Here is a 23372-nt window from a genome sequence, read left to right on the forward strand (position 1 = left end):
GCGAGCCGGACGGCGTTCGCGCGCCCGGCCCGTCCCCGGGCCCCGGTGTGCGGGGCTACTTCACCACGAGGGAGGACCACGACTGGATCCACTGCTCGCGGCCGGCGGCGATCCTGTCGGGCGCCATTGTCTCCGGCTTGTCGACCGTCGCGCCGAACCGCGTGAACAGTTCGGGCAGCGGGACGTCCTGGACGACCGGGTTGACGAACATGGTGAGCGGCATGTCCGCCTGGAACTCCGTGCTGATCAGGAAGTCCAGCAGGGCCTTGCCGCCCGCCTCGTTCTTCGCGCCCGTGAGCAGCCCGGCGAACTCGATCTGCCGGAAGCAGGTGCCGGTGGAGACCCCCGTCGGGGCCTCCTTCGGCCGCGGCTCGGCGTACAGCACCTCGGCGGGCGGGCTGGAGGCGTACGAGACGACGAGCGGGCGGTCGGCCTTGGCCTTCCTGCCGCCGGCCGAGCCCGAGAAGTTCTCGTTGTAGGCCTGCTCCCAGCTGTCCACGACCTGGACGCCGTTGTCCTTGAGCTTCTTCCAGTAGTCCTGCCAGCCGTCGTCGCCGTAGCGCGCGGCCGTGCCGAGCAGGAAGCCGAGGCCGGGCGAGGAGGTCGCGGCGTTCTCGGTGACCAGCAGATCGCGGTACCGCGGCTTGATCAGATCGTCGAAGGACCGCGGCGGCGCGAGCTTCTTGTCCGCGAAGTACTTCTTGTCGTAGTTGACACAGATATCGCCGGTGTCGACCGGGGTGACCCGGTTCTTGTCCCGGTCGAGCCGGGTGGCCGCCTCGACCCGGTCGAGGCCCTTCGCCTCGTACGGCGTGAACAGGCCGTTGTCGAGGGCGCGGGAGAGCAGGGTGTTGTCGACACCGAAGAAGACATCGCCCTGGGGCGAACCCTTGGTGAGGATCTCCTTGTTGAGGGCCTCGCCCGCGTCCCCGCTCTTCAGCACCTTGACCGTGTAGCCGGTCCGCTTCGTGAACTCCTTGAGCACGGCGGGAGAGGCGTTGAACGAGTCGTGGCTGACGAGGGTGACGGTCTTCGACGTACCGCTGCCGCCCTGACCGCCGCCGCCGGACGACGCGGAGTCGTCGGACCCGCCGCAGGCGGCGAGCGACGAGACACCGAGCGCGGCGGCGACCGCGGCGACCGCCATCCTTCTGACGCTGATGGTGCTCACTGATTTTCCTCCTGGATGTCCAGGAGAAGACGCGGCCCTGCCCGCGGTCCGGACGGACCGGACCGCGGGCAGGGCGCAACAGCTCGAGTGGTGACCGAACTTCCTACCCAGAATGACCTGGGCGAGGTTCAGAGGGTCTGCGGCCGCTGCCCGCTCTCACGGACATGTGCCACACTCTCAGCGCTGTGGCGCTCCCCTGTCGGAACATATGCAATGCGTTCGCGCCCAGGCTACATGTACCTCATGTCCGGGCTCGGTCCGGCTTCGCCTTCCGTAGGTGGCTTCCCGTACGACCGTCTCCCCCACGGTCACCATCCCGCACGGCACCCCTCACCGCGCGGCCCGCCCACCGGGGCGCCCGTGGGACTACCGCTCCGACGCGGCCAACTGCCCGCACGCTCCGTCGATCTCCTGGCCCCGGGTGTCCCGTACGGTCACGGGCACCCCGTGGGAAGCGATCGCCTCCACGAAGGCCTTCTCGTCCTCGGGGCGCGACGCCGTCCACTTCGAGCCCGGGGTCGGGTTGAGCGGGATCAGATTGACGTGCACCCGCTTGCCCTTGAGCAGCCGGCCCAGCCGGTCACCGCGCCAGGCCTGGTCGTTGATGTCACGGATCAGGGCGTACTCGATGGAGACCCGGCGGCCGGACTTCTCGGCGTACTCCCACGCCGCGTCCAGCACTTCCCGCACCTTCCAGCGTGTGTTGACCGGGACGAGGGTGTCGCGCAGCTCGTCGTCGGGCGCGTGCAGCGAGACCGCGAGCCGGCACTTGAAGCCCTCGTCGGCGAAGCGCAGCATCGCGGGCACCAGACCGACCGTGGAGACCGTGATCCCGCGCTGCGACAGCCCCAGCCCGTCGGGCTCGGGATCGGTCAGCCGGCGGATCGCGCCGACCACCCGCTTGTAGTTGGCGAGCGGCTCGCCCATGCCCATGAAGACGATGTTCGACAGCCGGGAGGGCCCGCCGGGCACATCGCCGTCGCGCAGGGCGCGCATCCCGTCCACGATCTGGTGCACGATCTCGGCGGTGGACAGATTGCGGTCGAGACCGGCCTGTCCGGTGGCGCAGAACGGGCAGTTCATCCCGCAGCCCGCCTGCGACGAGATGCACATCGTCACCCGGTCCGGATAGCGCATCAGCACGGACTCGACCAGAGTGCCGTCGTGCAGCCGCCAGAGCGTCTTGCGCGTGGTGTCGTCGTCGCAGGAGATGTGCCGCACCACCGACATCAGATCGGGCAGCAGCTCCGCCGCGAGCCTCTGACGCGCGGCGGCCGGGATGTCCGTCCACTGCTCGGGATCGTGGGTGAGCCGCGCGAAGTAGTGCTGCGAAAGCTGGTTCGCACGGAACGCCTTCTCGCCGATCGCAGCGACGGCCTCGCGGCGCTCGGCGGGGGTGAGGTCGGCGAGATGCCGCGGGGGCTTCGTGGCTCCGCGGGGCGCGACAAAAGTCAGTTCTCCAGGTACAGGCATGGTGGATCCAGTGTCGCAGACGAACGGCAGGGGGCCCGCTGCCCTGTGGACAACGGACCCCCGTACGGTATCCGGCCTGGTCGGAGACGTTCCGGCCGAGTGGAGCGAACCGGCGGCCGACGGCCACCGGGTGCCCGGTCAGGTCCCCACGAAGATCACCAGCAGCAGCCAGACCACCGGCGCCGTGGGCAGCAGGGAGTCGAGCCGGTCCATGATGCCGCCGTGACCGGGCAGCAGGGTGCCCATGTCCTTGATCCCGAGATCCCGCTTGATCATGGACTCACCGAGATCGCCGAGCGTGGCACTGGCGGCGACCGCCAGCCCCAGCAGCAGCCCCTGCCACCAGATCCCGTCCCGGATCAGGAACTCCATGCAGAGCGCGCCCGCCACCATCGCGAAGACGATCGCTCCGGCCAGTCCCTCCCTGGTCTTGCCGGGGCTGATGCGCGGTGCGAGCTTGTGCGTACCGAACCGCCAGCCGACCGCGTACGCGCCGGTGTCGCTGACGACCGTGAGCACCAGGAACATCAGGACCCGTCGGGGGCCGTCGTCCGCCGTGAGCATCATCGTCACGAAGGTGGCCAGGAACGGTACGTAGAACGCCGCGAAGACCCCTGCGGTGACGTCCTTGAGATAGCCCTCGGGCCGTTGCGTCATCCGCCAGACCAGCACCGCGAGCGCCGTGAGGGCCATCGCGACCCAGGCGCCCTCGGCGCCGCGCGCGTAGCCGGCGACGACCATCGCGGCGCCGCCGACGGCCAGTGGCACCAGCGGGGCCTTGATGCCCTTCTTCTCGTCGAGCCGCGACGTCAGCTCCCACAGCCCGACGACCACCGCGACCGCGACGACACCGACGAACACGGCCTTGACGATGAAGAGCGACGCCACGACGACGGCGCCGAGTCCGAGGCCCACTCCTATGGCCGCGCGCAGATCACGGCCCGCGCGCTTCTTCGGCGGCGGTGGCGGAGGGGCTCCCATGGGCTCCTGTGGAGTCTCGTCGCGGAACAGAGGGCCGCCCGGCCGAGCAGCCCCCCGGTCGTCGTCCTGGTCGCCGCCGTGAGCGGGTCCGTCGGGCACGATGGGCATGGGCCGAGTCTGCTGTGCGTCCAGCGCATCGTATGCGGGACCCGCCGGGGCGGCCCCGTGGTCGGTCGGTCCCCAGTAACCGGTGTGACCGGGGTGACCGGCCGCCGGCGGGGCCCCCGGGGAAGAGTCGTTCATCAGACCTCGAGCAGCTCGGCTTCCTTGTGCTTGAGCAGCTCGTCCACCTGCGCGACATACTTCGCGGTGGTGTCGTCGAGCTCCTTCTCGGCGCGGCGGCCCTCGTCCTCGCCGACCTCGCCGTCCTTGACCAGCTTGTCGATGGTCTCCTTGGCCTTGCGGCGTACCGCGCGGATGGAGATCTTCGAGTCCTCGGCCTTGGTCTTGGCGACCTTGATGAACTCCTTGCGGCGGTCCTGGGTCAGCTCCGGGAACACCACCCGGATGATGTTGCCGTCGTTGCTCGGATTGACGCCGAGGTCCGAGTCACGGATCGCCTGCTCGATATTGCGCAGGGCGCTCTTGTCGAACGGGGTCACCACGGCCATCCGCGCCTCGGGCACGGCGAACGAGGCGAGCTGGTTGATCGGGGTCAGGGCACCGTAGTAGTCCGCCACGATCTTGTTGAACATCGCCGGATGTGCCCGCCCTGTGCGGATCGCGGCGAAGTCGTCTTTGGCGACCAGGACGGCCTTCTCCATCTTCTCCTCGGCCTCGAGGAGGGTCTCTTCGATCACCACTTGCTCCTGCGTGTCTTGAGTGGGCCCGGCGTGCGCGTGGGCCGGCGGAACCTGCGTCGCGTCTTCTCCTGCACGGTGTCCGACCGGCAGGGCTCTGTCCATCCCGTACGGGGCGGGCCCGGATCAGGTCCGGGTGCCCTGGTCGCTCACGAGCGTGCCGATCTTCTCACCCTTGACCGCGCGCGCGATATTGCCTTCCTTCAGCAATTCGAAGACAAGGATCGGCAGCTTGTTGTCCTGGCACAGCGTGATCGCGGTCATGTCGGCGACGCGCAGATCACCCGCGATCACCTCGCTGTACTCCAGCGCGTCGAACTTGACCGCGTCCGGGTTGGTCTTGGGGTCCGAGTCGTACACCCCGTCCACCCCGTTCTTGCCCATCAGCAGGGCCTGGGCGTCGATCTCCAGGGCGCGCTGGGCGGCGGTGGTGTCGGTGGAGAAGTACGGCATGCCCATTCCGGCGCCGAAGATGACCACACGGCCCTTCTCCATGTGGCGCACGGCGCGCAGCGGGATGTACGGCTCCGCGACCTGGCCCATGGTGATGGCGGTCTGGACGCGGGAGTCGATGCCTTCCTTCTCCAGGAAGTCCTGGAGGGCCAGGCAGTTCATCACCGTACCGAGCATGCCCATGTAGTCGGAGCGCGCCCGGTCCATCCCGCGCTGCTGGAGTTCGGCGCCGCGGAAGAAGTTGCCGCCGCCGATGACGACCGCGATCTGGGCGCCGTCCCGGACGACGGCGGCGATCTCGCGGGCGATGGCGTGTACGACGTCGGGGTCGACGCCGAGCGCTCCCCGGCCGGCGAACGCCTCACCGGACAGCTTCAGCATGAAGCGGCCGTGCTTCGTGCCGTCGTCGCTCTTGTCGGCTTTGTCGGCCTGTTCCATGGAGATCTCCTCGTGCACATACGAAGAAGGCCATTGCCGGGGTCCTCGCGGGTTCCCAGTGCGGCAATGGCCTCCTCGTCAGATCTGCGGCCGCCCGGCGCGTACGCGGGCGACTGCCTCAGACCCTATCGGGGTCTTCGGTTGATCGCGTACAGACTCAGATGCCGACCTTGATGCGCGCGAAGCGCTTCAGGCTGACACCGGCCTCGTCCAGGATCTTCTGGACGGACTTCTTGTTGTCCTTGGCGAACGCCTGCTCCAGGACGACGACCTCCTTGAAGAAGCCGTTGACGCGACCCTCGACGATCTTCGGGAGGGCGGCCTCGGGCTTGCCCTCCTCACGCGAGGTCGCCTCGGCGACGCGGCGCTCGTTCTCGACCGTCTCGGCCGGGACCTCGTCGCGGTTGAGGTACTTCGGGGCGAAGGCGGCGATGTGCTGCGCGACGTCCTTGGCGACCTGGGCGTCTTCCTTGTCCAGCTCGACCAGCACACCGACCTGCGGCGGGAGGTCGGGCATGGTGCGGTGCATGTAGGCGGCCACGTAACCGCCGGTGAACTGCGCGAAGCGGTCCAGGACGATCTTCTCGCCGAGGTTGGCGTTCGCCTCGTCCACATACGCCTGGACCGTCTTGCCGGCCTCGATCTCGGAGGCGAGGAGCGCCTCCAGGTCGGCCGGGGAGGTCGCGGCGACATGCGCGGCGAGCGTGTTGGCCACGCTCTGGAACTTCTCGCCCTTGGCGACGAAGTCCGTCTCGCACTTCAGCTCGAGCAGAACGCCGGAGGTCTTGTCCTCGGAGATGAGGGAGACGACAGCGCCGTTCTCGGCCGAACGGCCCTCGCGCTTGGCGACGCCCTTCTGGCCCTTGACGCGGAGGAACTCGACGGCGCTGTCGACGTTGCCGTCGGCCTCGTCCAGCGCCTTCTTGCAGTCCATCATGCCGGCGCCCGTGAGCTCACGGAGCTTCTTGACGTCGGCGGCGGTGTAGTTCGCCATGATCTGTAATTCTCTCTCGAAGGTCTGAAAGATCTACGGGTGAACGGCGGGGGCCGTCGGGCCCCCGCCGTCAACTGCCGAACCGATGAGGGTCAGGCCTGCTCGGTGTCCGCGGCCGGGACCTCGGCCTCGGCCTCCGCGTCGGCGACCTTCTCCGTCTCGGCGGACGTCTGCACGTCGCTCTCGGGCTTGGCGGCCTCGGCGGCCTTCTCGCCGTCGTCCTTCTTCTCGCCCTCGAGCAGGTCGCGCTCCCACTCGGCGAGGGGCTCGCCGGCGGCCTTCTCGCCCGGCTTGGAGTCACCGGTGGCCACGCCGGAACGGGCGATGAGGCCCTCGGCGACGGCGTCGGCGATCACGCGGGTGAGCAGGGTGACGGAGCGGATCGCGTCGTCGTTGCCCGGGATCTTGTAGTCGACCTCGTCGGGGTCGCAGTTGGTGTCGAGGATCGCGACGACCGGGATGTGGAGCTTGCGCGCCTCACCGACGGCGATGTGCTCCTTCTTGGTGTCGACGATCCAGACGGCGCTGGGCACCTTCTGCATCTCGCGGATACCACCGAGGGTCTTCTCCAGCTTGGCCTTCTCGCGGGAGAGGACCAGCAGCTCCTTCTTGGTGAGGCCGGAGGCGGCCACATCCTCGAAGTCGATCTGCTCCAGCTCCTTCAGACGCTGGAGGCGCTTGTAGACGGTGGAGAAGTTGGTGAGCATGCCGCCCAGCCAGCGCTGGTTGACGTAGGGCATGCCGACGCGCGTCGCCTGCTCGGCGATGGCCTCCTGGGCCTGCTTCTTCGTACCGACGAACATGATGGAGCCGCCGTGGGCGACGGTCTCCTTGACGAACTCGTAGGCGCGGTCGATGTACGAGAGCGACTGGAGCAGGTCGATGATGTAGATGCCGTTGCGCTCGGTGAAGATGAAGCGCTTCATCTTCGGGTTCCAACGGCGGGTCTGGTGACCGAAGTGGACGCCGCTCTCCAGCAGCTCCCGCATCGTGACGACGGCCATGGCCGTACTCCTTGAGATACTCGGTTGTCGCGTCCGCCGGACGGCGGTCGCGCCTGACGTCCCGGTGCGCTGTGCCACGGAGGACCGAGAAGCGCTGACATCGGCGCGAAGAGGGCCGATGGCGGGGCGTGCGAAGTCGACCCGGTGACCCGGATCGCCACATGAAGTGTACGGGACCTTCGCACCCCCGGGTGACGGCGCTGTCCACAACCGCTCGGTTGTCCACAGAACCGGGCCATGATCAGCGCGATCGCGTCGCTCCGGGCCACGCTGGGCGGCATGATCACTGTCCGTATCGGAGTGCTTTCCCCGGGCCGCGCGCTGTCACGGCGCCACGGAACTCCCGCGCCCGTCCCCTTCTCCGTTCCCGTCCCCTTCGCCTTCTCCGTTCCCGTTCTCACCCTTGCCCCGGTGTTCGCCCTGGTGCTGGTGCTCTCGCTGTTCTGCCACCCCGCCACCGGAGTGTCCGGCCGGGACGACGGGGGCAGGGGGGACGACGGGGGCAGGAGGGACGGCGGCCGGGCCTGGCCGGTCGGGCCACGGCCTGAGGTGCTGCGCGGCTGGGAGCCGCCCGCGTCCGCGTACGGTCCGGGCCACCGTGGGGTGGATCTCGCCGCGGCCCCGGGAGCGGTGGTACGGGCCGCGGCCGGGGGCCGGGTCTCCTTCGCGGGCCGGGTGGCGGGGCGCGGAGTGCTGGCGATCACTCTGCCGGGCTCGGGCGCCCCGCCGCTGCGGATCACCTACGAACCGGTGGGACCGCTGGTCTCCGAGGGGGACGAGGTGAGCGCCGGCGAGCCGGTGGCCACCCTGGCCGACGGCCTGTCGCACTGCTCCGCGGGCTGTCTGCACTGGGGGCTGCGCAGGGGCGCCGTCTATCTGGACCCGCTCTCCCTGCTGCCGCCGGAGCTGCTCCGCCGGGGCCCGTCCCGGCTCCTGCCGGTCCTCGGCGTCCCCGAGCCCTCCTCCTCCACGGCCGCGCCGCCCCCGCCTGCCCGCTCGGCCGTGTCCCCGGCGCACGGCATCGGTCTCTACGCGCTCGTCCTGCCGGCACCGGTGGCCTGGGCACACCGCGCGCGGCGCCGCCGGGCACGCCGGGAAGCGTGGGGACGCACAGTGCGCGGGCCGGACGCCGGAGGGGCGGCGGCGCCGGCGCGCTCAGCCCCGTACGCCGCGCAGCACCATGGACACCGCCGCCTCCGCGATCTCCGGTGGCGCCTCGGCCGCGCCGAGTTCGATACGGCGGACCGCCGCGTCCACGACACCCTGGACCAGCATCGCGGCGAGCCGGGGCTGCTCATGACCGAGTTCGGCCAGGGCTTCGACGATCATGGCGATCAGACCGCCGTGCGCGGCGCGGATCTTCTCCCGGGCGCCCGCGTCGAGTTCACTCGCGGAGATCGCGACGACGGCGCGGTGCCTGCGGTCGCCGACCAGTGCGAGCTGCCGGCGCACATAGGCCTCGATCCTGGCCTCGGGCGTGCTCTCCCCGGCCATCGCCGCCTCGACCTCGGCCGCCCAGACCGGGAAGTCGACGGCGCACAGCTCCTCGACGACGGCGGCACGCGAGCGGAAGTACTCGTAGACGGAGGACCGGGCGAGACCTGTTCGCTCAGCGAGGGCGGGGAAGGTCAGCGCGTCCGTGCCGCCTTCCGACAGGAGGGAGCGCGCGGCGTCCAACAGGGCGCCGCGTTGCATGGTCCGGTGCTCGGCCACGGAGGCCGCTCGAATCCTGGGCACGCCTCCACTCTACGGATGGGGCGCCTCCGGCACAGCGTCAGCGTCCGACGTCGGCCAGCTTGGCCCGCAGTTGCAGCACGGACTTCGTGTGGATCTGGCTGACCCGGCTCTCGGTCACACCGAGGACATGGCCGATCTCGGCGAGCGTGAGGCCCTCGTAGTAGTAGAGCGTGACCACGGTCTTCTCCCGGTCGGGGAGCGTGTTGATCGCGCGGGCCAGCAGCCGCCGCAGTTCCCGGTCCTCGGCGACCTCCACCGGGTCGTCGGCGGCGGTGTCCTCCAGGGTGTCCATCAGACTGAGCCGGTCGCCGCCCTCGCCGCCGACATGCAGCAGCTCCTCCAGCGCCACGACGTTCGCCAGGGACAACTGGCTGAAAACGGCGTGCAGTTCCTCCAGCGCGATCCCCATCTCCGCGGCGACCTCGGATTCGGAGGGCGTACGCCGGAGCTGAGCCTCCAGGGTGGCGTAGGCGCGCTCGACCGCCCTGGCCTTCTGCCGCACGGAGCGCGGGATCCAGTCCAGGGCCCTGAGCTCGTCGATCATCGCGCCACGGATCCGGGTGATCGCGTACGTCTCGAACTTGATGGAGCGCTCGATGTCGAACTTCTCGATCGCGTCGATCAGTCCGAAGACCCCTGAGGAGACGAAGTCGGCCTGCTCGACATTGGACGGCAGTCCCACGCTGACCCGCCCCGCGACGTACTTCACCAGGGGTGAGTAGTGCAGGATCAGCTGCTCCCGCAGCCGCTCGTCGCCCGTGGTCTTGTACGACCGCCACAGCTCTTCGAGGGACGTGGGCGCGGGGGGCCGTACGGCGCTCCGGGCAGCCGGGGGCGCTGCCGCGCGGTCAGACCCGGAGGTGTGCTGGGGCATGCGTTGCCTGAGCCGTTCTGCTGTGAAGTGCGGGGGATGTCTGTCTGGGGCCGGAATGCAGGTGAGCGTAGCGTGACTGGGGCGTCACTCCACGCGTGAAACAGGCGACCGCGCCCGCCCCGGTGGCCGCCTTCGACCACACCTTCGATCCGGCGCCGGCACCGCTCGGGCCGGCCCGCCGGGCGCCGCCGGTGGAGTCGCAGGGATCATCGCTCTCACCTTTTCACCCGAATGCTCCAGGTCAAGTACCGCCTCGCCGCGTGGTGGCCGGCGGACTCCGCCGGGGTGTCAGCCGCCAGCCGTCCCCCTCCCGTTCGACGAAGCCCAGGGAGTGGAGTTCGTACAACCTGCCGAGTGCCTCGTCCGGGGTCGTCCCGGCATTCCGCGCGATCTCCGGCCCCGCGGCGGTGCCCCGCGCCGGCAGCGCCTCCAGAACCCGGGCGACGGCCGGGCGGAGCAGATCCCTGGGGAGTACGGGGCCGCGGCGCGGCGGTGCCAGCTCGCCGATGTCACCGATCAGCTCGGCCACCTCGGCGGCGTCCGTGACCAGTACCCCCTCGTCGCGCAGCAGTTCGTGCACTCCCGCCGAGAGCCCGCTGGTGACCGGTCCCGGCACGCCCATCATGAAGCGGCCGAGCCGCCGCGCGTCGCGCGCGGTGACCAGGGAGCCGCTGCGGTACTCCGCCTCCACCACCACCGTGCCCCGGGTGAGCGCGGCGATCACCCGGTTGCGGAGGACGAATCTGCTGCGGGTGGGATGGTCGCCGGGGGCCAGTTCGGCGACGACCAGTCCCTGTTCGGCGATCCGTCCGATCAGCTCGGTGTGACCACGCGGATAGACCACATCCACCCCGCAGGCCAGCACGGCCACGGTCGCCCCGCCGGCCGCCAGCGCACCCCGGTGGGCCGCGCCGTCCACCCCGAACGCGGCACCGGACGTCACCACCCAGCCGCGCTCCGCCAGACCCGAGCCGAGGCTCGCCGCCATATGTGCCCCATACGAGGTACACGCCCGAGCACCCACCACGGCGACGGAGCGCAGCGACCAGATCCGCAGATCGGGGTGGCCCCGCACCCAGAGCCCGATGGGCCTGGCCTCCCCCAGGTCGTCGAGCTGGGTGGGCCACTCGGTGTCGCCGGGACAGACGAACCGCCCGCCGAGCGCGGTGACCGCCGCGAGATCACGCTCGGGCTCGGCCGCCGCGGCCCGTGCCCGGTAGCCGTCGAGCCGCTGGTCCCCGACCCCGGTGAGCCGGCCGCGTCCGGCGTCGGGCTCGCGGAGCAGCGCCAGCACCCCGGCGGCGCCGAACTGCCGCAGCCACCGTCCGCCGTGCTCGTCCCCCGGCTCCAGCACCCGGGTGAGCGCCGCCCGCGCCAGCCGCTCCCCGGGGATCGCCTCCGGGCTCATGACCTCCCTCCCGCCGCGACGGCGGCGCCCCGCGCGATGCCCGTGCGCAGCTCCAGCGCGAGCGCGACATCGTGGGCCTCCGGCCGGGCGTGCCCGGCGAGATCCGCGACCGTCCAGGCCACCCGCAGCACCCGGTCGAGACCGCGCGCGGTGAGCAGTCCCCGCTCCAGGTCCCGTTCGGCCGCCGCCAGCGCACCGGGGGCGGCCGGCCAGCGGGTGCGCAGCTCATGGCCGGGCACCTCGCTGTTGACCGCCCAGGGGCTCCCCGCCAGCCTGGCCGCCGACCGGGCCCTTGCCTCCCGCACCCGCGCCGCGACCACGGCCGTGGACTCTCCCCTGCCGCCCTGTCCCATCAGGTCCTCGCGGTGGACGGGCTGGACGGCGACCCGCAGATCGACCCGGTCCAGCAGCGGCCCGGACAGCCGCGACTGGTAGCGGCGGATCACCGAGGGCGGGCACTCGCAGCCCGCGCCCTGGAGGGTGTGCCGTCCGCACGGACAGGGATTGGCCGCGAGGATCATCAGGAAGCGGGCCGGGAGCCGCACCACTCCCGCGCTGCGCGCCACCACCACATGCCCCGACTCCAGCGGCTGCCGCAGCGCGTCCAGCGCCCGGCCGGAGAACTCGGGGGCCTCGTCCAGGAAGAGGACGCCCCGGTGCGCCAGCGACACCGCTCCCGGCCGGGGGAGTCCGTTGCCGCCGCCGACCAGGGACTGCATGGTGGCCGAGTGGTGGGGCGCGCAGTAGGGCGCCGTGCGGACCAGCGGCTCGCCGGGCGGCAGGATGCCCGCCACCGAGTGCACCGCCGTGACCTCCAGCGACTCCTGTCTGGTGAGGGGTGGCAGCACCCCGGGCAGCCGCTCGGCCAGCATGGTCTTGCCCGCTCCCGGCGGGCCCTGGAGCAGCAGATGGTGGCCGCCCGCCGCGGCCACCTCCAGTGCGGTGCGCGCCGGGGTCTGACCGGCCACATCGGCCAGGTCGGGCTGGTGCTCCCCGCCCCCGGTGCCGGTGGCCGGCCCGGTGCCGACCCCCGCGCCCGGCACCATCAGCCCGGCCGTCATCGCGTCCGGGCGTCCCGCCACGGTGTCCGGCGGCTCCTCGGGCACCGGCTCGTCGGTCAGTACGGCGATGAGCTGCCGCAGGCTCCGCACCCCGAGGACCGACACCCCGGGCACCAGGGACGCCTCGCCCGCCGTCTGCTCGGGCACGACCACCTGGCGGTAGCCGGCCTCGGCCGCCGCGAGCACCGCCGGCAGCACCCCGCGCACGGGTCTGACCCGCCCGTCGAGGCCCAGCTCCCCGATCAGCACGAGGTCGGCGATGGCACGGGCGTCGACGCGCTCGGCCGCGCCGAGCACCGCCGCCGCGACGGCGAGATCGAACCCGCTGCCGCCCTTCGGCACGGAGGCGGGACTCAGCCCGACCGTGAGTTTCTTCTGCGGCCACTCGGCGCCGGAGTTCACCACCGCCGCCCTGACCCGGTCCCGGCTCTCCACCAGGCTCTTGTCCGGCAGCCCCACCAGGGTGAACGCGGCCACGCCCGGCTCCAGGTCCGCCTGGACCTCGACCACCACACCCTCGACCCCCACCAGGGCCACCGAGCACGCGCGCGCGAACCCCATCAGGCCACCCCCCGCGCGTGCTCGATCTCGGGTGCCCCGCGGCGGGGCAGCACCACGCCGACCAGGTCGATCCGGACTCCGCCGGGCGGCGGGCCGCCGCACCGCTCCAGCCAGCAGGCGGCGAGCCGTCTCAGCCGGTCCGCCTTCTCCCGGGTCACGGCGGCCATCGGATGTTCGAACGAACCGGCCCTGCGGGTCTTCACCTCGCAGACGACCAGGACGTCCTCTCCCCGGGCATCGCTGTCCCGGGCCACGATGTCGATCTCACCCGTCCTGCCGCACCGCCAGTTGCGGGCCAGCAGGGTCATCCCCGTCTCGGCCAGCCGGCGTGCCGCCAGCTCCTCGCCGTACCGCCCCAGTGCCCCCGTCGCGTTCATTTCGGCACCACCTCCGGCACCGACTCTGACGCGACCGCCCGCCACAAGTGGATCTTGGTGGACAACTCACCGGTTGTGGACAACCCCGTCACCCTCGCGGGTGGACCCGGCGGCCCGGCTCATACCCTTCAGCCGCCGGGCAGTTCGAGGTCGTTCTTGTTCAGCTCCTCGATATTCACGTCCTTGAACGTCAGAACGCGTACCTGCTTGACGAACCTGGCAGGCCTGTACATGTCCCAGACCCAGGCGTCGGCCATTGTGACCTCGAAGAAGACCTCACCCTGTACCGAGTGCACCTGCATCTCATAATCATTGGTGAGATAGAAACGTCGCTCGGTCTCGATCACATATTTGAACAGACCGACGACATCGCGGTACTCCCGGTAGAGCTTCAGCTCCATCTCGGTCTCGTACTTCTCGAGGTCCTCGGCGCTCATGGCATGTTCCCCTTCAGCCGTACGTCCCCCCATTGTGCTCCGGAGCCCCGCGCCCCTACTCGATTTCGGAGGCGAGGACCACCGGCGCACCCGGAGGACCCTCACCGAGCAGCGTGCGCAGCAGCTCGGCGAGCCTGGTCGGGTACACCGTCTCACGCGTGGCCGACAGTTCGGCGGAGGTCCACCACCTCAGCCCCGCGACGCTGCGACGCTCCAGCTCCGTCAGCCCGTCGGACGAGGTCTCGGTCTGTGCCGTACGTGCCAGGAAGTACCACTCGTCCTGGTCCCAGCGTCGCCCGTCGAACGAAAAGGAGCATGTCCGGCGCCACAGCATCGGCCCCAGCTCCACCTGTGTGATCCCCGTCTCCTCCCCCAGCTCACGCAGCGCGGCCTCCTCCCGGGTCTCGTCCCCCTCCAGGCCGCCGCCGGGCGTGAACCACCAGTCCGTCCGCGGGGCCGCCGGCTCGAAGCCGTGCAGCAGCAGAATCCGGTCCTGGGGGTCGAGCAGCACCACCCGGGCCACTTTGCGGAGCGCTCCCTCAGCGGACACCGGCGGACACCCCGTCCCCGGCCCCGGGGGCCCGTCGCGGGCCCGGCCGCCGCCGGGCGAGCTGTGCGAGAGGTCCGTACGCCGCACCGCCAAGGATCAGCAGCGCCCCGCCCACGATCGCCGCGGCCACCAGCCGCACCGGCCCTGCCTGCGACACCCCGCCCGGGAGCGCCGCGAACCCCTCCGGCCGGGCGACCGGACCGCCGAACGGCCAGACCACGGCGTCGACCCGGGCGTCCACCGACGAGAGCGGTACGGAGCCCTGCCCCGGGTCCTGGAGGTGGACACGGGAGTCCAGCGAGCCGCCGCGCTCGTCCCCGAGCAGGAAGAGCTGGCCCTCGGGCACCGTCGCGTCGAAGTCCGTGCTGGACGCCCGCCCGCCGATCATCCCGCGTACATACGGTTCCCTGACCGGGGTGCCGTTCACGGTCAGCCGGCCGTCCTTGTCGCAGCAGGCGACCGTGTCGCCGCCCACACCCACCACGCGCTTCAGCATCGGCAGGTCGCCCCAGTCCGCGTCGGTGAAGACCACCACATCACCGCGGCGTACGTCGTCCCCCGATATCCGCTGGGCCAGTACCCGGTCCCCCGCCTTCACGGCGGGACTCATCGAGTTCGTCGGCACGGTGTACGGCCGGTACTCCACCGCTCCCCAGACGAATCCGCCGAGGAAGAGCACAGAGCCGACGGCCACGGCCACCCCCGACAGCACACTGCCGAGGCGGCCGTGGCCGTCCCGCGTACGTTCCGCCGCCGTACGGGCCGCCCCGGTGGGCGACTGCGCACGTCCTGCCTCCGTACGTCCTGTTCCGCTCATCCCAGCACTCCCCCCGTTCCGGAGAAAGGACCGCTCGGCGACCCCGGGGAACGATCCCCGGGGAGCGACGATCCGGGACGGCACCCTACCGGGCGGTACCCCCGGCGGTCAGCCTCCTTCTGCGCCAGAGCACCAGGGGGAGCGCCCCGGCGAGACCGAGCGCCCCGGGAGCCGCCGCGGAGGCCGCCGCCGCGGCGGTGCCGAGCCCCGACTGGTCGAAGGTGTCGGGCACCGACAGGAAGGACCAGCGGTTGACCGGCCAGGCGACGACGAACGCCCGTCCGACCACCTCGTCCGTGGAGACCGTGCCGCGACCGGGCAGCTCCTGGTGGTAGCGGGAGTCCAGCGAGTTCTGCCGGTGGTCGCCCATCACCCAGATCCGGCCCTCGGGAACCTTGATCGGCCCGAACGGCTCGTCGTCACAAGGGGTGTTGCCGGGGTAGATGTACCCCTCCTCGTTCAGCGGGTGTCCGTTGACCTGGACCTTGCCGCCCTTCTGGCACTCCACCGTGTCGCCGCCGACCGCGATGACCCGCTTGATCAGGTCCTTCTCCTCGGCGGAGGGCATCAGCCCGATGAAGCTCAGGAAGTTCTGCACCACATTCGTCTCGGGCGTGGGGGTGCCCTCCAGCCAGCCGCCCGGGTCATGGAAGACCACGACCTCACCGCGGTCGGGCTCGGAGCCGAACCACGGGGTGAGCTTGTCCACCAGGACGCGGTCGCCCCGCTGGAGGGTGTCCTGCATCGAGTCCGAGGGAATCGAGAACGCCTGCACCAGGAAGGTCTTGATCAGCAGCGCCAGCAGCAGCGCGATACCGATCAGCAGGGGCAGTTCCTTCCAGAAGGAGCGCTGCTTCCGCATCTCCGTGGATCCGCCGTCCCCGGCTCCGGACCCGGCGCCGTCATGATTGCCGTTCCCGCGTTCCGTCGTATCGTCCGTCACAATTTCGGGCGACTCGGCGAGCTGCTCGTGTCCCTCCTCGGGATCATCGTGTCCGGATCGTGCGCCGACCGCCACGTCCCCCACATCCACTCCTCACTCCGTGCGACTGCTCCGTGCGATTGCGCGGAGCGATCGCCTGCCGCCGATAAGGGACAGGCCCACCACTCCCATAACGAGCGGGAGTTCCGCAGGGCTCGGGAGCCGGATCAATCCGTTGCGATCCTGGGACGACACACTATTCGACGCCCCCCGTGCCGTCGTCGGCGCGGCTCGCGCGTCAGGGACCGAAGCGTATGTCTCCCGCTCCTCCAGTCCCCGCCAGTGGTCGAACGGCCAGGCGATGACGACCGCCCGTCCCACGACCTCCTCCTCGGAGACCGTGCCGCGGAACCCCTCGTCGAGATGGAAGCGCGAGTCGGCCGAGTTGGACCGGTGGTCGCCCATCACGAAGATACGGCCCGCCGGCACCCGGACGTCGAAGCGGAGCTCCGAGGGAACGTTCTTCGGGTGCAGATACGGCTCGTTCAGCGGCACGCCGTTGACGGAGACCCTGCCGTCCCGGTCGCAGCACTTGACGGTGTCGCCGCCGACCGCCACGACCCGCTTGATCAGATCCTGCTCGTCCGCGGACGGCAGCAGTCCGATGAAGGTCAGCGCCTGCTTGACCTGCTTGACGACGACCGGGGAGTCGTCCGGCGGTGGCTGCTCGTCCTCCAGCCAGCCGCCGGGGTCCTTGAAGACCACGACATCGCCGCGCTCGGGCCGGGAGCCGAACCAGGGTGTCAGTTTGTCCACCAGCACGCGGTCGCTGATCTTGATCGTCTGCTCCATGGACCCCGAGGGGATCACGAAGGCCTGCACCAGGAAGGTCTTGAGGACGAGCGCGATCAGCAGCGCCACGGTGATGAGGATCGGTATCTCGGCCACGGCGGACCTGCGGCGCCGCCGTTTGACCCTTCGGGCGAGCTTGCGCCGCTCGGCGCGGCCCGGCAGTGCCCGGCCCGTGGTGGGGCGGGTGCCGGTCGGGAGCCTGGTGTCCGAGCCGTGGGCCGCGGACCGTCCGCGCTTACCCATGGGCCCCGTCCGGGGTCCGCACGTCCCGGAAGGCACCGGTCCGGTCCGCTCCGGACCAGCGGCCCGGTGGCCAGCCGATCCAGTCCGCGCGGCCGATGACCCTGTCGACGGGCACCATGCCGCCGCCCGGTTCGCCGAGATGGTCCCGGGAGTCGCGCGAATCGCTCCGGTGGTCGCCCATGACCCACAGGGTGCCCTGGGGGACGACGATGTCGAAGGGGACCCGGGAGGGCGCGTCCCCGGGGTGGAGATACCGCTCGTCCACCGCCCGGCCGTTCACCTCGACCCTGCCCCCCTTGTCGCAGCAGACCACCCGGTCGCCTCCCACCCCGATCACGCGCTTGACGAAATCGGTCTCGGCGGGCTCGGCCAGCCCCAGGGCCGCGGCGGCCCCGTGCAGCAGCCCGGTGACGGGGTTCTCCCGCGGCGGCTCCTGGACGAAGGACCCGGTGCCGTCGAAGACGACCACATCACCGCGCTCCGGCTCGGCATCGAAACGGTACGCCACCTTGTTGACGAGCACCCGGTCCCCCACCCGGAGGGTGGGCTCCATCGAGCCACTGGGGATCAGGAAGGGCTGCACCACGAAGGCGCTGACGAGCAGGACGGTGACCGCGCAGCCGAGGCCGAGCAGTCCCGCGCCGCGCCAGGAGAGCCCCGGGAGCCGCCGGGCGGGGGCCGCCTCGGCGGGGTCTCCGGGAGAATCGGCGGGGTCTCCGGGAGAACGCGCGGAGCGCGACCGCTCCTCCGTCCCCGTGGGGGATCCGGAGGAGCGGTCGCGCTCCGTGTGTTCCGCTTCGGTGTCCATCGGGCCCAGAGCTTATCCGGCGCTCCTGTGGACCCGGGCGCGACGTGACGAACGCCGGCCCGGTCGGCACGACTCAGTTGTCGCGCTTCTCCTTGATCTTGGCGGCCTTGCCGCGCAGCTCACGCAGGTAGTAGAGCTTGGCGCGACGGACGTCACCGCGGCTCACCAGCTCGATCTTCTCGAAGATCGGGCTGTGGACCGGGAAGGTGCGCTCGACACCGACGGAGAAGGAGACCTTGCGGACCGTGAAGGTCTCGCGGACGCCGGAGCCCTGGCGGCGGATGACCACGCCCTTGAACTGCTGGATACGGGAGCGGTTGCCCTCGATGACGCGTACGTGCACGTTCACCGTGTCACCGGGACGGAAGGCGGGGAGGTCGCTGCGGAGCGACGAGGAGTCGACTGTGTCGAGCAGGCTGGACATGTGGGTCTGCTTCCTCGCTGATGCCACAGGTCATCAGCGGATGTCGAGAGGAGAGTTCGGGGGTGCCGTTCGCGTCGGGCGGGCGTCGTTCCCCCTGTGGCAGGGGCGCACACCGGACGTACGGCAGCGGCCTATTCTTCCATGTCATCCGGCCTGCGCCAAAATCGGCCACCGGGCTCCGGCGACCAGCCCAGGATCGAGAGGGTCTCGCGGTCCTTCTTGTCGAAGGCCGCGGGGTCGCAGCGCTCGATCAGATCGGGCCGGTTGAGCGCCGTACGGCGGAACGCCTCGTCCCGGCGCCAGCGCGCGATCCTGCCGTGGTGGCCGCTGAGCAGAACGTCCGGAATCCCGCGCCCGCGCCACTCCGGCGGCTTGGTGTAGACGGGGCCCTCCAGCAGATTGGCCATCTCCCCGGGGGCGAAGGAGTCGTCGCGGTGCGACTCGGCGTTGCCCAGGACCCCGGGCAGCAGCCGGGCGACGGCCTCGGTGATGACCAGGACGGCCGCCTCGCCGCCAGCGAGCACATAGTCGCCGATGGACACCTCGACGACCGGTATCCGGGTCGCGTACTCGTCGACGACCCGGCGGTCGATGCCCTCGTACCGCGCGGGCGCGAAGAGCAGCCAGGGCCGCTCGGAGAGTTCCACGGCCAGTTCCTGGGTGAAGGGGCGTCCGCTGGGGGTCGGGACGACCAGGACCGGTCCGTGCGCCCCCGCCTCGTAGCCGTCGGCCAGGACCTCGTCCAGCGCCTCGCCCCAGGGGCCGGTCTTCATGACCATGCCGGGCCCGCCGCCGTAGGGGGTGTCGTCGACCGTGTTGTGCCGGTCGTACGTCCACTCCCGCAGGTCGTGCACCTGGACATCGAGCCGGCCGCGCGCGCGGGCCTTGCCGACCAGCGAGACGTTCAGCGGCTCCAGGTACTCGGGGAAGATCGTGACGACGTCGAGGCGCATCAGCCGTCGTCCCCACCGGACGCGCTCCGCCCGTCGACGACGTCCGCCCGGTCGTCGATCAGGCCGGGGGGCGGGTCGATGACGGCCCGCTGCTCCTCCAGATCGATCTCCGTGACGATCTCCTCGACGAACGGGATCATCACCTCGCTGCCGTCGGGCCGTTCCACGATGAACAGGTCCTGCGAGGGCAGATGGGAGATCTCGGTGATCCTGCCGATCTCCGTGCCGTCGGCCAGGACGACATCCAGGTCCATGAGCTGATGGTCGTAGAACTCCTCCGGGTCCTCGGGGAGTTCCTCCGGATCGATCTCGGCGATCAGCAGGACATTGCGCAGCGCCTCGGCGCCCGTACGGTCCCGTACGCCCTCGAAGCGCAGCAGCAGCCTGCCGCTGTGCACCCGGCCCGACTCGATCGTCAGCGGTCCGGCCGGGGCCGGGTCCGTGGCGAGGACGGCGCCGGGGCCGAGCCGCAGTTCCGGCTCGTCCGTACGCACCTCTACGGTGACCTCGCCCTTGATCCCATGGGCGCGGCCCACCCGCCCGACCACCAACTGCACTACAGGCACCTTCTTTTCCGGCGGGACGGCAAACGGTCAGTGGAACGGCCACCGCGCCGGGCCGTCACCTTCACGCGCGCGGCGGTGTTTCGACATCGACAGGCGACAACGGAGCCCGGGGACGACGGGGCTCGGCGACGGCGGAAAGCAGCGAAGGCCGGAGAAGGCGGTGGCCTTCCCCGGCCCGTGCCGGTGTTCCAGCTCTATCAGCGAACCTGGTCCACATCGACGAGGTCGACGCGGATGCCACGGCCGCCGATGGCGCCCACGACAGTCCGCAGAGCACGTGCGGTGCGGCCGTTGCGGCCGATCACCTTGCCGAGGTCGTCGGGGTGGACCCGGACCTCCAGCACACGGCCACGGCGCAGGTTGCGCGAGGCGACCTGCACGTCGTCCGGGTTGTCGACGATGCCCTTCACGAGGTGCTCGAGAGCCTCCTCGAGCATGCTCAGGCCTCGGTCGACTCGGCGGTGGCCGAGGACTCGGCTTCGTCGGCCTTCTTGTCGGACTTCTTGGCCTTCTGGGTGATGGCCTCGCCCTTGGGCTCGTCGCCGGCGTCCTTCGCGGCGGCCTCGAAGAGGGCGCGCTTGTCGGCCTTCGGCTCCGGCTGGAGCAGCGGCGCGGGGGCCGGGAGGCCCTTGTGCGCCTGCCAGTCACCGGTGAGCTTGAGGATCGCGAGAACGGGCTCGGTCGGCTGGGCGCCGACGGAGAGCCAGTACCGCGCGCGCTCCGAGTCGACCTCGATGCGCGAGGGGTTCTGCACCGGGTGGTACAGACCGATCTCCTCGATGGCCCGGCCGTCACGGCGGGTGCGGGAGTCGGCGACGATGATGCGGTAGTGAGGCGAACGGATCTTGCCCAGACGCTTCAGCTTGATCTTGACTGCCACTGGAGTGGTGTCTCCTGGTCTTGACGTGGTTGGGCACAACGGGATGCCGCGTGGGGTTGCGGTACCCGATCCGCCCGATGGACGCGTCAGCCGGAGGAGAGAGGGGTCCTGTGCGACTGTCGAGTACAGCTGGCCATTCTGCCACACCCCCGCACCGGGACGTGCCCCCCCCGTCAGCGGCCCGACGTCCCGTCCCGGTGCCGGGTGACCGGCTCGCGGCTCCCCCCGGCGATCAGCTCGCGGCTCCCACCACTTCCGGGATACGGAACGGCTTCCCGCAGCCGCCGCAGACGATCGGCGCCTGGGCGAGGACCGAGGGGACGACCCGTACGTTCCTGCCGCAGTCGCAGACGGCCTTGACGCGCACCCCGCCGCCGGACGAGCCGTGCCGCGCGGCCGGACCGCGGAAGCTGCGTTTGGTGTCGGCGGCCGTCGCGACCGTGTGCGCCTTCAGCGCGCGCTGGAGCCGCTCGATGGTGGGGCGATATCGGCGCTTGGCCTCGGGGCTGAGCGAGACCAGGGAGAAGCCGCTGCTGGGATGCGGCTCCTCGGGATGGTCGAGGCCCATCTCCTCGGCGATCGCCAGGAATCGGCGGTTGTGATAGCGGCCCGCGCGGGAGGTGTCTCGGACACCTCTGGCCGCGGCGATGCCGTGGACCGCTTCATGAAGCAGTCGTTCGAAGGAGAGTTCGGCGCCGCAGGCGGACGAGGACTCTCCGATCAGGGACTCTGGCGCGGCAAGATCGGGCAGCTCGGGGTGGGACCGCTGAATGTCGGCCCACGCCTGCGCCAGCTCTGCGGCGAGAACAGGTGGTGTCGTGCTCACGTCGTGAACAACGAGCCTGAGCCCTCACGGGTTCCATTACGGGGCATCCCAAATAATTTGCACGTACCCGTCAGTTGCCATTGATGCGTCCTGACGAGGGCGGGTGCGTCGATCTGCGGAGAAGCCTCACAGCTCGCCCCAAGGTGGTACGTAGCGCCACGTACGCAGGGACGCGTAGACGATCTACGTCTGCCGGTCGTTCCCCTGGTCGCCGGGCGGGTGTGCGGGCGGGCGGGGGGTGCCGGTCGGGGCGGCTCCTGCGGTCAGTGGGCGCGGGCCACGACGGCGACAGTACCCGGGGCGCCCTCCGATTCCGGCACCGCCCCGTCCCTGGCGGCCAGGCACCGTACGGACGCCCCGCACCGGCCGGCGCGGCCTTCCCGGCGGGGCCCGGCACCGCCCGGGGGACACACGCCCGGCCCCGGTCGCCTCCGCCACCATGGCGGCCGTCCGGCCACCGCCGTGCCGCGTACCGGACCGGTGCCGGCCGGCTCCGCATGGTGATCAGAATGGTGATCAGATCCTGGTGCCGGCGGGGGAAATCGGTCGCCCGGGGCGCCGGAACTGGCGCCTTCGCCCTGCCCGGATCGTGCGGCGACGGCTGCCGGACGCCGGGGTCCAGCCATATGCGCGGGGGCGCACGCCCGGGGCACTGATGCTTTGCCCCTCACCCACTGGACGCCGGCACGGATGGGGAGTTCCCTGGCATTCGGGGGGTTTTCTGCGCGCGTGCATCGGGAGCGGGCCACACAGGGCTCCGACGACCTCGGCGGATTGGGGCGCTATCCATGACACCTACGCTCGACCGGCACCGGCCCCCTCCGCCCGTAGGTCCGCCCGGCGCGGCCGTCGCGGGCGGGCCCGTCGGCACGGACCCGCACCCGGCCGTGAGCGCACGCGCCCGCGACTGGGCCGAGATCCAGGAACGGATGCTGGTGCCGCTGTACGAAGCGGTCTACGAGCGGCTGGAGGTCCGCGCCGGGACGCGGATGCTGGGCCTGGGCTGCGGCTCCGGGCTCGCGCTGCTGCTCGCCGCCGCGCGGGGCGCGCGGGTGACCGGTGTCGACTCCGACCGTGAGCGGCTGGCGCTGGCCAGGGAGCGACTGCTCGCCGAGCGGGAACGGGACCGTGAGGACGGACCTGCCGCCATCGGGACGGGCCTGCCGGCTGCCACCGGGGCGGTGCTGCCCGCCGACCGGATCACCGACGCCGCGGAGCCCGGCCGGCCCTCGTACGACCTGATCACCGCCTTCCAGCCGATCGGCACCGTGGCGGGGGACGAACGGGAGCTGGCGCCCGCCCTGGACTCGGCGATACCGCTGGCGGAGCGGGGCGCCCCGGTGGTGCTGGCCGGGTGGGGGCCGCCGGAGCGCTGTGCCACGGACGCCGTACTGCGGGCCGCGGGGCGGCAGGCGGACCGGCTGCGCGAGGGCTCACGGCGCCCCGCGCGCCGGGACGATCTGGAGGAGGTCGCGGCGCGGGCCGGGCTGCGGCCGGCCGGCTCGGGGCGGGTGGCCTGTCCGTTCGGCTACGCGGACACCGGGAGCGCGGTGCGCGGGCTGCTGTCGACCGGGGTGTTCGACGGGGCGATCCGGGCGACGGACCGGCAGCGGGTGGAGAAGGAGATCAGCGAGGCGCTCCATCCGCATCTGCGGCGCGACGGCACGGTGTGGATGCCGAACGTCTTCCGCTATCTGATCGCCCGTAGGCCCTGAGCTGGAGGCCCTGAGCTGGGCGATCCGGCCCGAGCGACCGGCCGGCC

General features: G+C 71.2%; 24 protein-coding genes, 2 pseudogenes and 1 riboswitch. Of the genes and pseudogenes, 2 read left to right on the forward strand and 24 right to left on the reverse strand.

Annotated features, from left to right (window positions below; all coding sequences use genetic code 11):
• Positions 1 to 55 precede the first annotated feature (55 nt).
• The 7 genes from ACFYYH_RS09915 to rpsB all read right to left on the reverse strand — a co-directional run bounded on the left by ACFYYH_RS09915 (position 56) and on the right by rpsB (position 7314).
• Positions 56 to 1147, reverse strand: a complete 1092-nt coding sequence (locus ACFYYH_RS09915) for a thiamine ABC transporter substrate binding subunit (protein WP_388548867.1) — start codon at positions 1145 to 1147, stop codon at positions 56 to 58.
• Between the two features lie 106 nt (positions 1148 to 1253).
• Positions 1254 to 1379, reverse strand: a riboswitch (TPP riboswitch).
• Positions 1380 to 1537: 158 nt separating this feature from the next.
• Positions 1538 to 2644 carry a 23S rRNA (adenine(2503)-C(2))-methyltransferase RlmN gene (gene rlmN / locus ACFYYH_RS09920; protein ID WP_388548309.1) on the reverse strand — a complete coding sequence of 369 codons (1107 nt, stop codon included), beginning with the start codon at positions 2642 to 2644 and terminating at the stop codon, positions 1538 to 1540.
• A 138-nt stretch (positions 2645 to 2782) separates the two neighbouring features.
• Positions 2783 to 3868 carry a phosphatidate cytidylyltransferase gene (locus ACFYYH_RS09925; protein WP_388548312.1) on the reverse strand — a complete coding sequence of 362 codons (1086 nt, stop codon included), beginning with the start codon at positions 3866 to 3868 and terminating at the stop codon, positions 2783 to 2785.
• On the reverse strand, positions 3868 to 4425 hold the full coding sequence (frr, locus tag ACFYYH_RS09930; RefSeq protein WP_046499668.1) for a ribosome recycling factor: 558 nt from the start codon (positions 4423 to 4425) through the stop codon (positions 3868 to 3870). The genes ACFYYH_RS09925 and frr overlap by 1 nt, the downstream gene beginning before the upstream one ends.
• A gap of 126 nt (positions 4426 to 4551) precedes the next feature.
• Entirely contained in the window at positions 4552 to 5316 is a 765-nt protein-coding gene (gene pyrH / locus ACFYYH_RS09935; RefSeq protein ID WP_046499667.1) for a UMP kinase, read from the reverse strand.
• 157 nt (positions 5317 to 5473) lie between these two features.
• Entirely contained in the window at positions 5474 to 6310 is an 837-nt protein-coding gene (tsf, locus tag ACFYYH_RS09940; protein ID WP_388548314.1) for a translation elongation factor Ts, read from the reverse strand.
• Positions 6311 to 6402: 92 nt separating this feature from the next.
• The gene (gene rpsB / locus ACFYYH_RS09945) at positions 6403 to 7314 is read right to left on the reverse strand and encodes a 30S ribosomal protein S2 (protein ID WP_388548317.1); all 912 of its coding nucleotides are present in this window, start codon (positions 7312 to 7314) and stop codon (positions 6403 to 6405) included.
• A 279-nt stretch (positions 7315 to 7593) separates the two neighbouring features.
• On the opposite strand from rpsB, the pseudogene ACFYYH_RS09950 reads away from it, so the two are divergent.
• A pseudogene (locus tag ACFYYH_RS09950) lies at positions 7594 to 8139 on the forward strand (peptidoglycan DD-metalloendopeptidase family protein); the annotation flags it as partial.
• Positions 8140 to 8469: 330 nt separating this feature from the next.
• Here the strand turns inward: ACFYYH_RS09950 and ACFYYH_RS09955 are convergent.
• The 17 genes and pseudogenes from ACFYYH_RS09955 to ACFYYH_RS10035 all read right to left on the reverse strand — a co-directional run bounded on the left by ACFYYH_RS09955 (position 8470) and on the right by ACFYYH_RS10035 (position 21610).
• Entirely contained in the window at positions 8470 to 9009 is a 540-nt protein-coding gene (locus tag ACFYYH_RS09955) for a TetR/AcrR family transcriptional regulator (protein ID WP_388548870.1), read from the reverse strand.
• 79 nt (positions 9010 to 9088) lie between these two features.
• A complete protein-coding gene (gene whiG / locus ACFYYH_RS09960; protein WP_388548319.1) occupies positions 9089 to 9925 on the reverse strand; it encodes an RNA polymerase sigma factor WhiG in 837 nt (278 codons plus the stop codon).
• A gap of 241 nt (positions 9926 to 10166) precedes the next feature.
• The gene (dprA, locus tag ACFYYH_RS09965) at positions 10167 to 11333 is read right to left on the reverse strand and encodes a DNA-processing protein DprA (RefSeq protein WP_388548321.1); all 1167 of its coding nucleotides are present in this window, start codon (positions 11331 to 11333) and stop codon (positions 10167 to 10169) included.
• Complete coding sequence (locus ACFYYH_RS09970) at positions 11330 to 12955, reverse strand: YifB family Mg chelatase-like AAA ATPase (RefSeq protein ID WP_388548323.1); 1626 nt, start codon at positions 12953 to 12955, stop codon at positions 11330 to 11332. Before ACFYYH_RS09970 ends, dprA begins: the two co-directional genes overlap by 4 nt.
• Positions 12955 to 13332: a YraN family protein gene (locus tag ACFYYH_RS09975; RefSeq protein ID WP_388548326.1), complete on the reverse strand. Its 378-nt coding sequence runs from the start codon at positions 13330 to 13332 to the stop codon at positions 12955 to 12957. The genes ACFYYH_RS09970 and ACFYYH_RS09975 overlap by 1 nt, the downstream gene beginning before the upstream one ends.
• 128 nt (positions 13333 to 13460) lie before the next feature.
• Complete coding sequence (locus tag ACFYYH_RS09980; RefSeq protein WP_388548329.1) at positions 13461 to 13769, reverse strand: DUF2469 domain-containing protein; 309 nt, start codon at positions 13767 to 13769, stop codon at positions 13461 to 13463.
• A 55-nt stretch (positions 13770 to 13824) separates the two neighbouring features.
• A complete protein-coding gene (locus ACFYYH_RS09985; RefSeq protein ID WP_388548332.1) occupies positions 13825 to 14319 on the reverse strand; it encodes an NUDIX hydrolase in 495 nt (164 codons plus the stop codon).
• On the reverse strand, positions 14309 to 15136 hold the full coding sequence (lepB, locus tag ACFYYH_RS09990; RefSeq protein WP_388548335.1) for a signal peptidase I: 828 nt from the start codon (positions 15134 to 15136) through the stop codon (positions 14309 to 14311). The genes ACFYYH_RS09985 and lepB (ACFYYH_RS09990) overlap by 11 nt, the downstream gene beginning before the upstream one ends.
• 85 nt (positions 15137 to 15221) lie before the next feature.
• Positions 15222 to 16154 (reverse strand): signal peptidase I, encoded by a 933-nt coding sequence (gene lepB / locus ACFYYH_RS09995; protein ID WP_388548872.1) that lies wholly within the window; start codon positions 16152 to 16154, stop codon positions 15222 to 15224.
• Positions 16123 to 17153: pseudogene (lepB, locus tag ACFYYH_RS10000) on the reverse strand (signal peptidase I). The gene lepB (ACFYYH_RS09995) and the pseudogene lepB (ACFYYH_RS10000) overlap by 32 nt, the downstream one beginning before the upstream one ends.
• Positions 17146 to 17961: a signal peptidase I gene (gene lepB, locus ACFYYH_RS10005; RefSeq protein ID WP_388548337.1), complete on the reverse strand. Its 816-nt coding sequence runs from the start codon at positions 17959 to 17961 to the stop codon at positions 17146 to 17148. Before lepB (ACFYYH_RS10005) ends, lepB (ACFYYH_RS10000) begins: the two are co-directional and overlap by 8 nt.
• A gap of 73 nt (positions 17962 to 18034) precedes the next feature.
• Positions 18035 to 18385: a 50S ribosomal protein L19 gene (gene rplS / locus ACFYYH_RS10010; RefSeq protein WP_388548340.1), complete on the reverse strand. Its 351-nt coding sequence runs from the start codon at positions 18383 to 18385 to the stop codon at positions 18035 to 18037.
• 131 nt (positions 18386 to 18516) lie between these two features.
• Positions 18517 to 19338, reverse strand: coding sequence for a tRNA (guanosine(37)-N1)-methyltransferase TrmD (trmD, locus tag ACFYYH_RS10015; RefSeq protein ID WP_388548342.1), 822 nt, complete (start codon positions 19336 to 19338; stop codon positions 18517 to 18519).
• Positions 19338 to 19895 (reverse strand): ribosome maturation factor RimM, encoded by a 558-nt coding sequence (rimM, locus tag ACFYYH_RS10020; RefSeq protein ID WP_388548345.1) that lies wholly within the window; start codon positions 19893 to 19895, stop codon positions 19338 to 19340. The genes trmD and rimM overlap by 1 nt, the downstream gene beginning before the upstream one ends.
• Before the next feature lie 206 nt (positions 19896 to 20101).
• Positions 20102 to 20341: an RNA-binding protein gene (locus ACFYYH_RS10025; protein WP_005311361.1), complete on the reverse strand. Its 240-nt coding sequence runs from the start codon at positions 20339 to 20341 to the stop codon at positions 20102 to 20104.
• A gap of 2 nt (positions 20342 to 20343) precedes the next feature.
• The gene (gene rpsP, locus ACFYYH_RS10030) at positions 20344 to 20784 is read right to left on the reverse strand and encodes a 30S ribosomal protein S16 (protein ID WP_388548348.1); all 441 of its coding nucleotides are present in this window, start codon (positions 20782 to 20784) and stop codon (positions 20344 to 20346) included.
• A 232-nt stretch (positions 20785 to 21016) separates the two neighbouring features.
• On the reverse strand, positions 21017 to 21610 hold the full coding sequence (locus ACFYYH_RS10035) for a hypothetical protein (protein ID WP_066950741.1): 594 nt from the start codon (positions 21608 to 21610) through the stop codon (positions 21017 to 21019).
• A gap of 929 nt (positions 21611 to 22539) precedes the next feature.
• On the opposite strand from ACFYYH_RS10035, the gene ACFYYH_RS10040 reads away from it, so the two are divergent.
• Complete coding sequence (locus ACFYYH_RS10040; RefSeq protein WP_388548874.1) at positions 22540 to 23325, forward strand: methyltransferase domain-containing protein; 786 nt, start codon at positions 22540 to 22542, stop codon at positions 23323 to 23325.
• Positions 23326 to 23372 lie beyond the last annotated feature (47 nt).

This window comes from Streptomyces sp. NPDC002018, from assembly GCF_042890865.1.
Taxonomy (GTDB): Bacteria; Actinomycetota; Actinomycetes; order Streptomycetales; family Streptomycetaceae; genus Streptomyces.

What these genes read in the sequence shown, in the direction of transcription:
- ACFYYH_RS09915 (WP_388548867.1), bottom strand. Translation starts at nt 1,147, where the DNA reads ATGGCGGTCGCCGCGGTCGCCGCCGCGCTCGGTGTCTCGTCGCTCGCC.
- rlmN (WP_388548309.1), bottom strand. Translation starts at nt 2,644, where the DNA reads ATGCCTGTACCTGGAGAACTGACTTTTGTCGCGCCCCGCGGAGCCACG.
- ACFYYH_RS09925 (WP_388548312.1), bottom strand. Translation starts at nt 3,868, where the DNA reads ATGAACGACTCTTCCCCGGGGGCCCCGCCGGCGGCCGGTCACCCCGGT.
- pyrH (WP_046499667.1), bottom strand. Translation starts at nt 5,316, where the DNA reads ATGGAACAGGCCGACAAAGCCGACAAGAGCGACGACGGCACGAAGCAC.
- tsf (WP_388548314.1), bottom strand. Translation starts at nt 6,310, where the DNA reads ATGGCGAACTACACCGCCGCCGACGTCAAGAAGCTCCGTGAGCTCACG.
- rpsB (WP_388548317.1), bottom strand. Translation starts at nt 7,314, where the DNA reads ATGGCCGTCGTCACGATGCGGGAGCTGCTGGAGAGCGGCGTCCACTTC.
- ACFYYH_RS09955 (WP_388548870.1), bottom strand. Translation starts at nt 9,009, where the DNA reads ATGCAACGCGGCGCCCTGTTGGACGCCGCGCGCTCCCTCCTGTCGGAA.
- whiG (WP_388548319.1), bottom strand. Translation starts at nt 9,925, where the DNA reads ATGCCCCAGCACACCTCCGGGTCTGACCGCGCGGCAGCGCCCCCGGCT.
- dprA (WP_388548321.1), bottom strand. Translation starts at nt 11,333, where the DNA reads ATGAGCCCGGAGGCGATCCCCGGGGAGCGGCTGGCGCGGGCGGCGCTC.
- ACFYYH_RS09970 (WP_388548323.1), bottom strand. Translation starts at nt 12,955, where the DNA reads ATGGGGTTCGCGCGCGCGTGCTCGGTGGCCCTGGTGGGGGTCGAGGGT.
- ACFYYH_RS09975 (WP_388548326.1), bottom strand. Translation starts at nt 13,332, where the DNA reads ATGAACGCGACGGGGGCACTGGGGCGGTACGGCGAGGAGCTGGCGGCA.
- ACFYYH_RS09980 (WP_388548329.1), bottom strand. Translation starts at nt 13,769, where the DNA reads ATGAGCGCCGAGGACCTCGAGAAGTACGAGACCGAGATGGAGCTGAAG.
- lepB (WP_388548335.1), bottom strand. Translation starts at nt 15,136, where the DNA reads ATGAGCGGAACAGGACGTACGGAGGCAGGACGTGCGCAGTCGCCCACC.
- lepB (WP_388548337.1), bottom strand. Translation starts at nt 17,961, where the DNA reads ATGGACACCGAAGCGGAACACACGGAGCGCGACCGCTCCTCCGGATCC.
- rplS (WP_388548340.1), bottom strand. Translation starts at nt 18,385, where the DNA reads ATGTCCAGCCTGCTCGACACAGTCGACTCCTCGTCGCTCCGCAGCGAC.
- trmD (WP_388548342.1), bottom strand. Translation starts at nt 19,338, where the DNA reads ATGCGCCTCGACGTCGTCACGATCTTCCCCGAGTACCTGGAGCCGCTG.
- ACFYYH_RS10025 (WP_005311361.1), bottom strand. Translation starts at nt 20,341, where the DNA reads ATGCTCGAGGAGGCTCTCGAGCACCTCGTGAAGGGCATCGTCGACAAC.
- ACFYYH_RS10040 (WP_388548874.1), top strand. Translation starts at nt 22,540, where the DNA reads ATGCTGGTGCCGCTGTACGAAGCGGTCTACGAGCGGCTGGAGGTCCGC.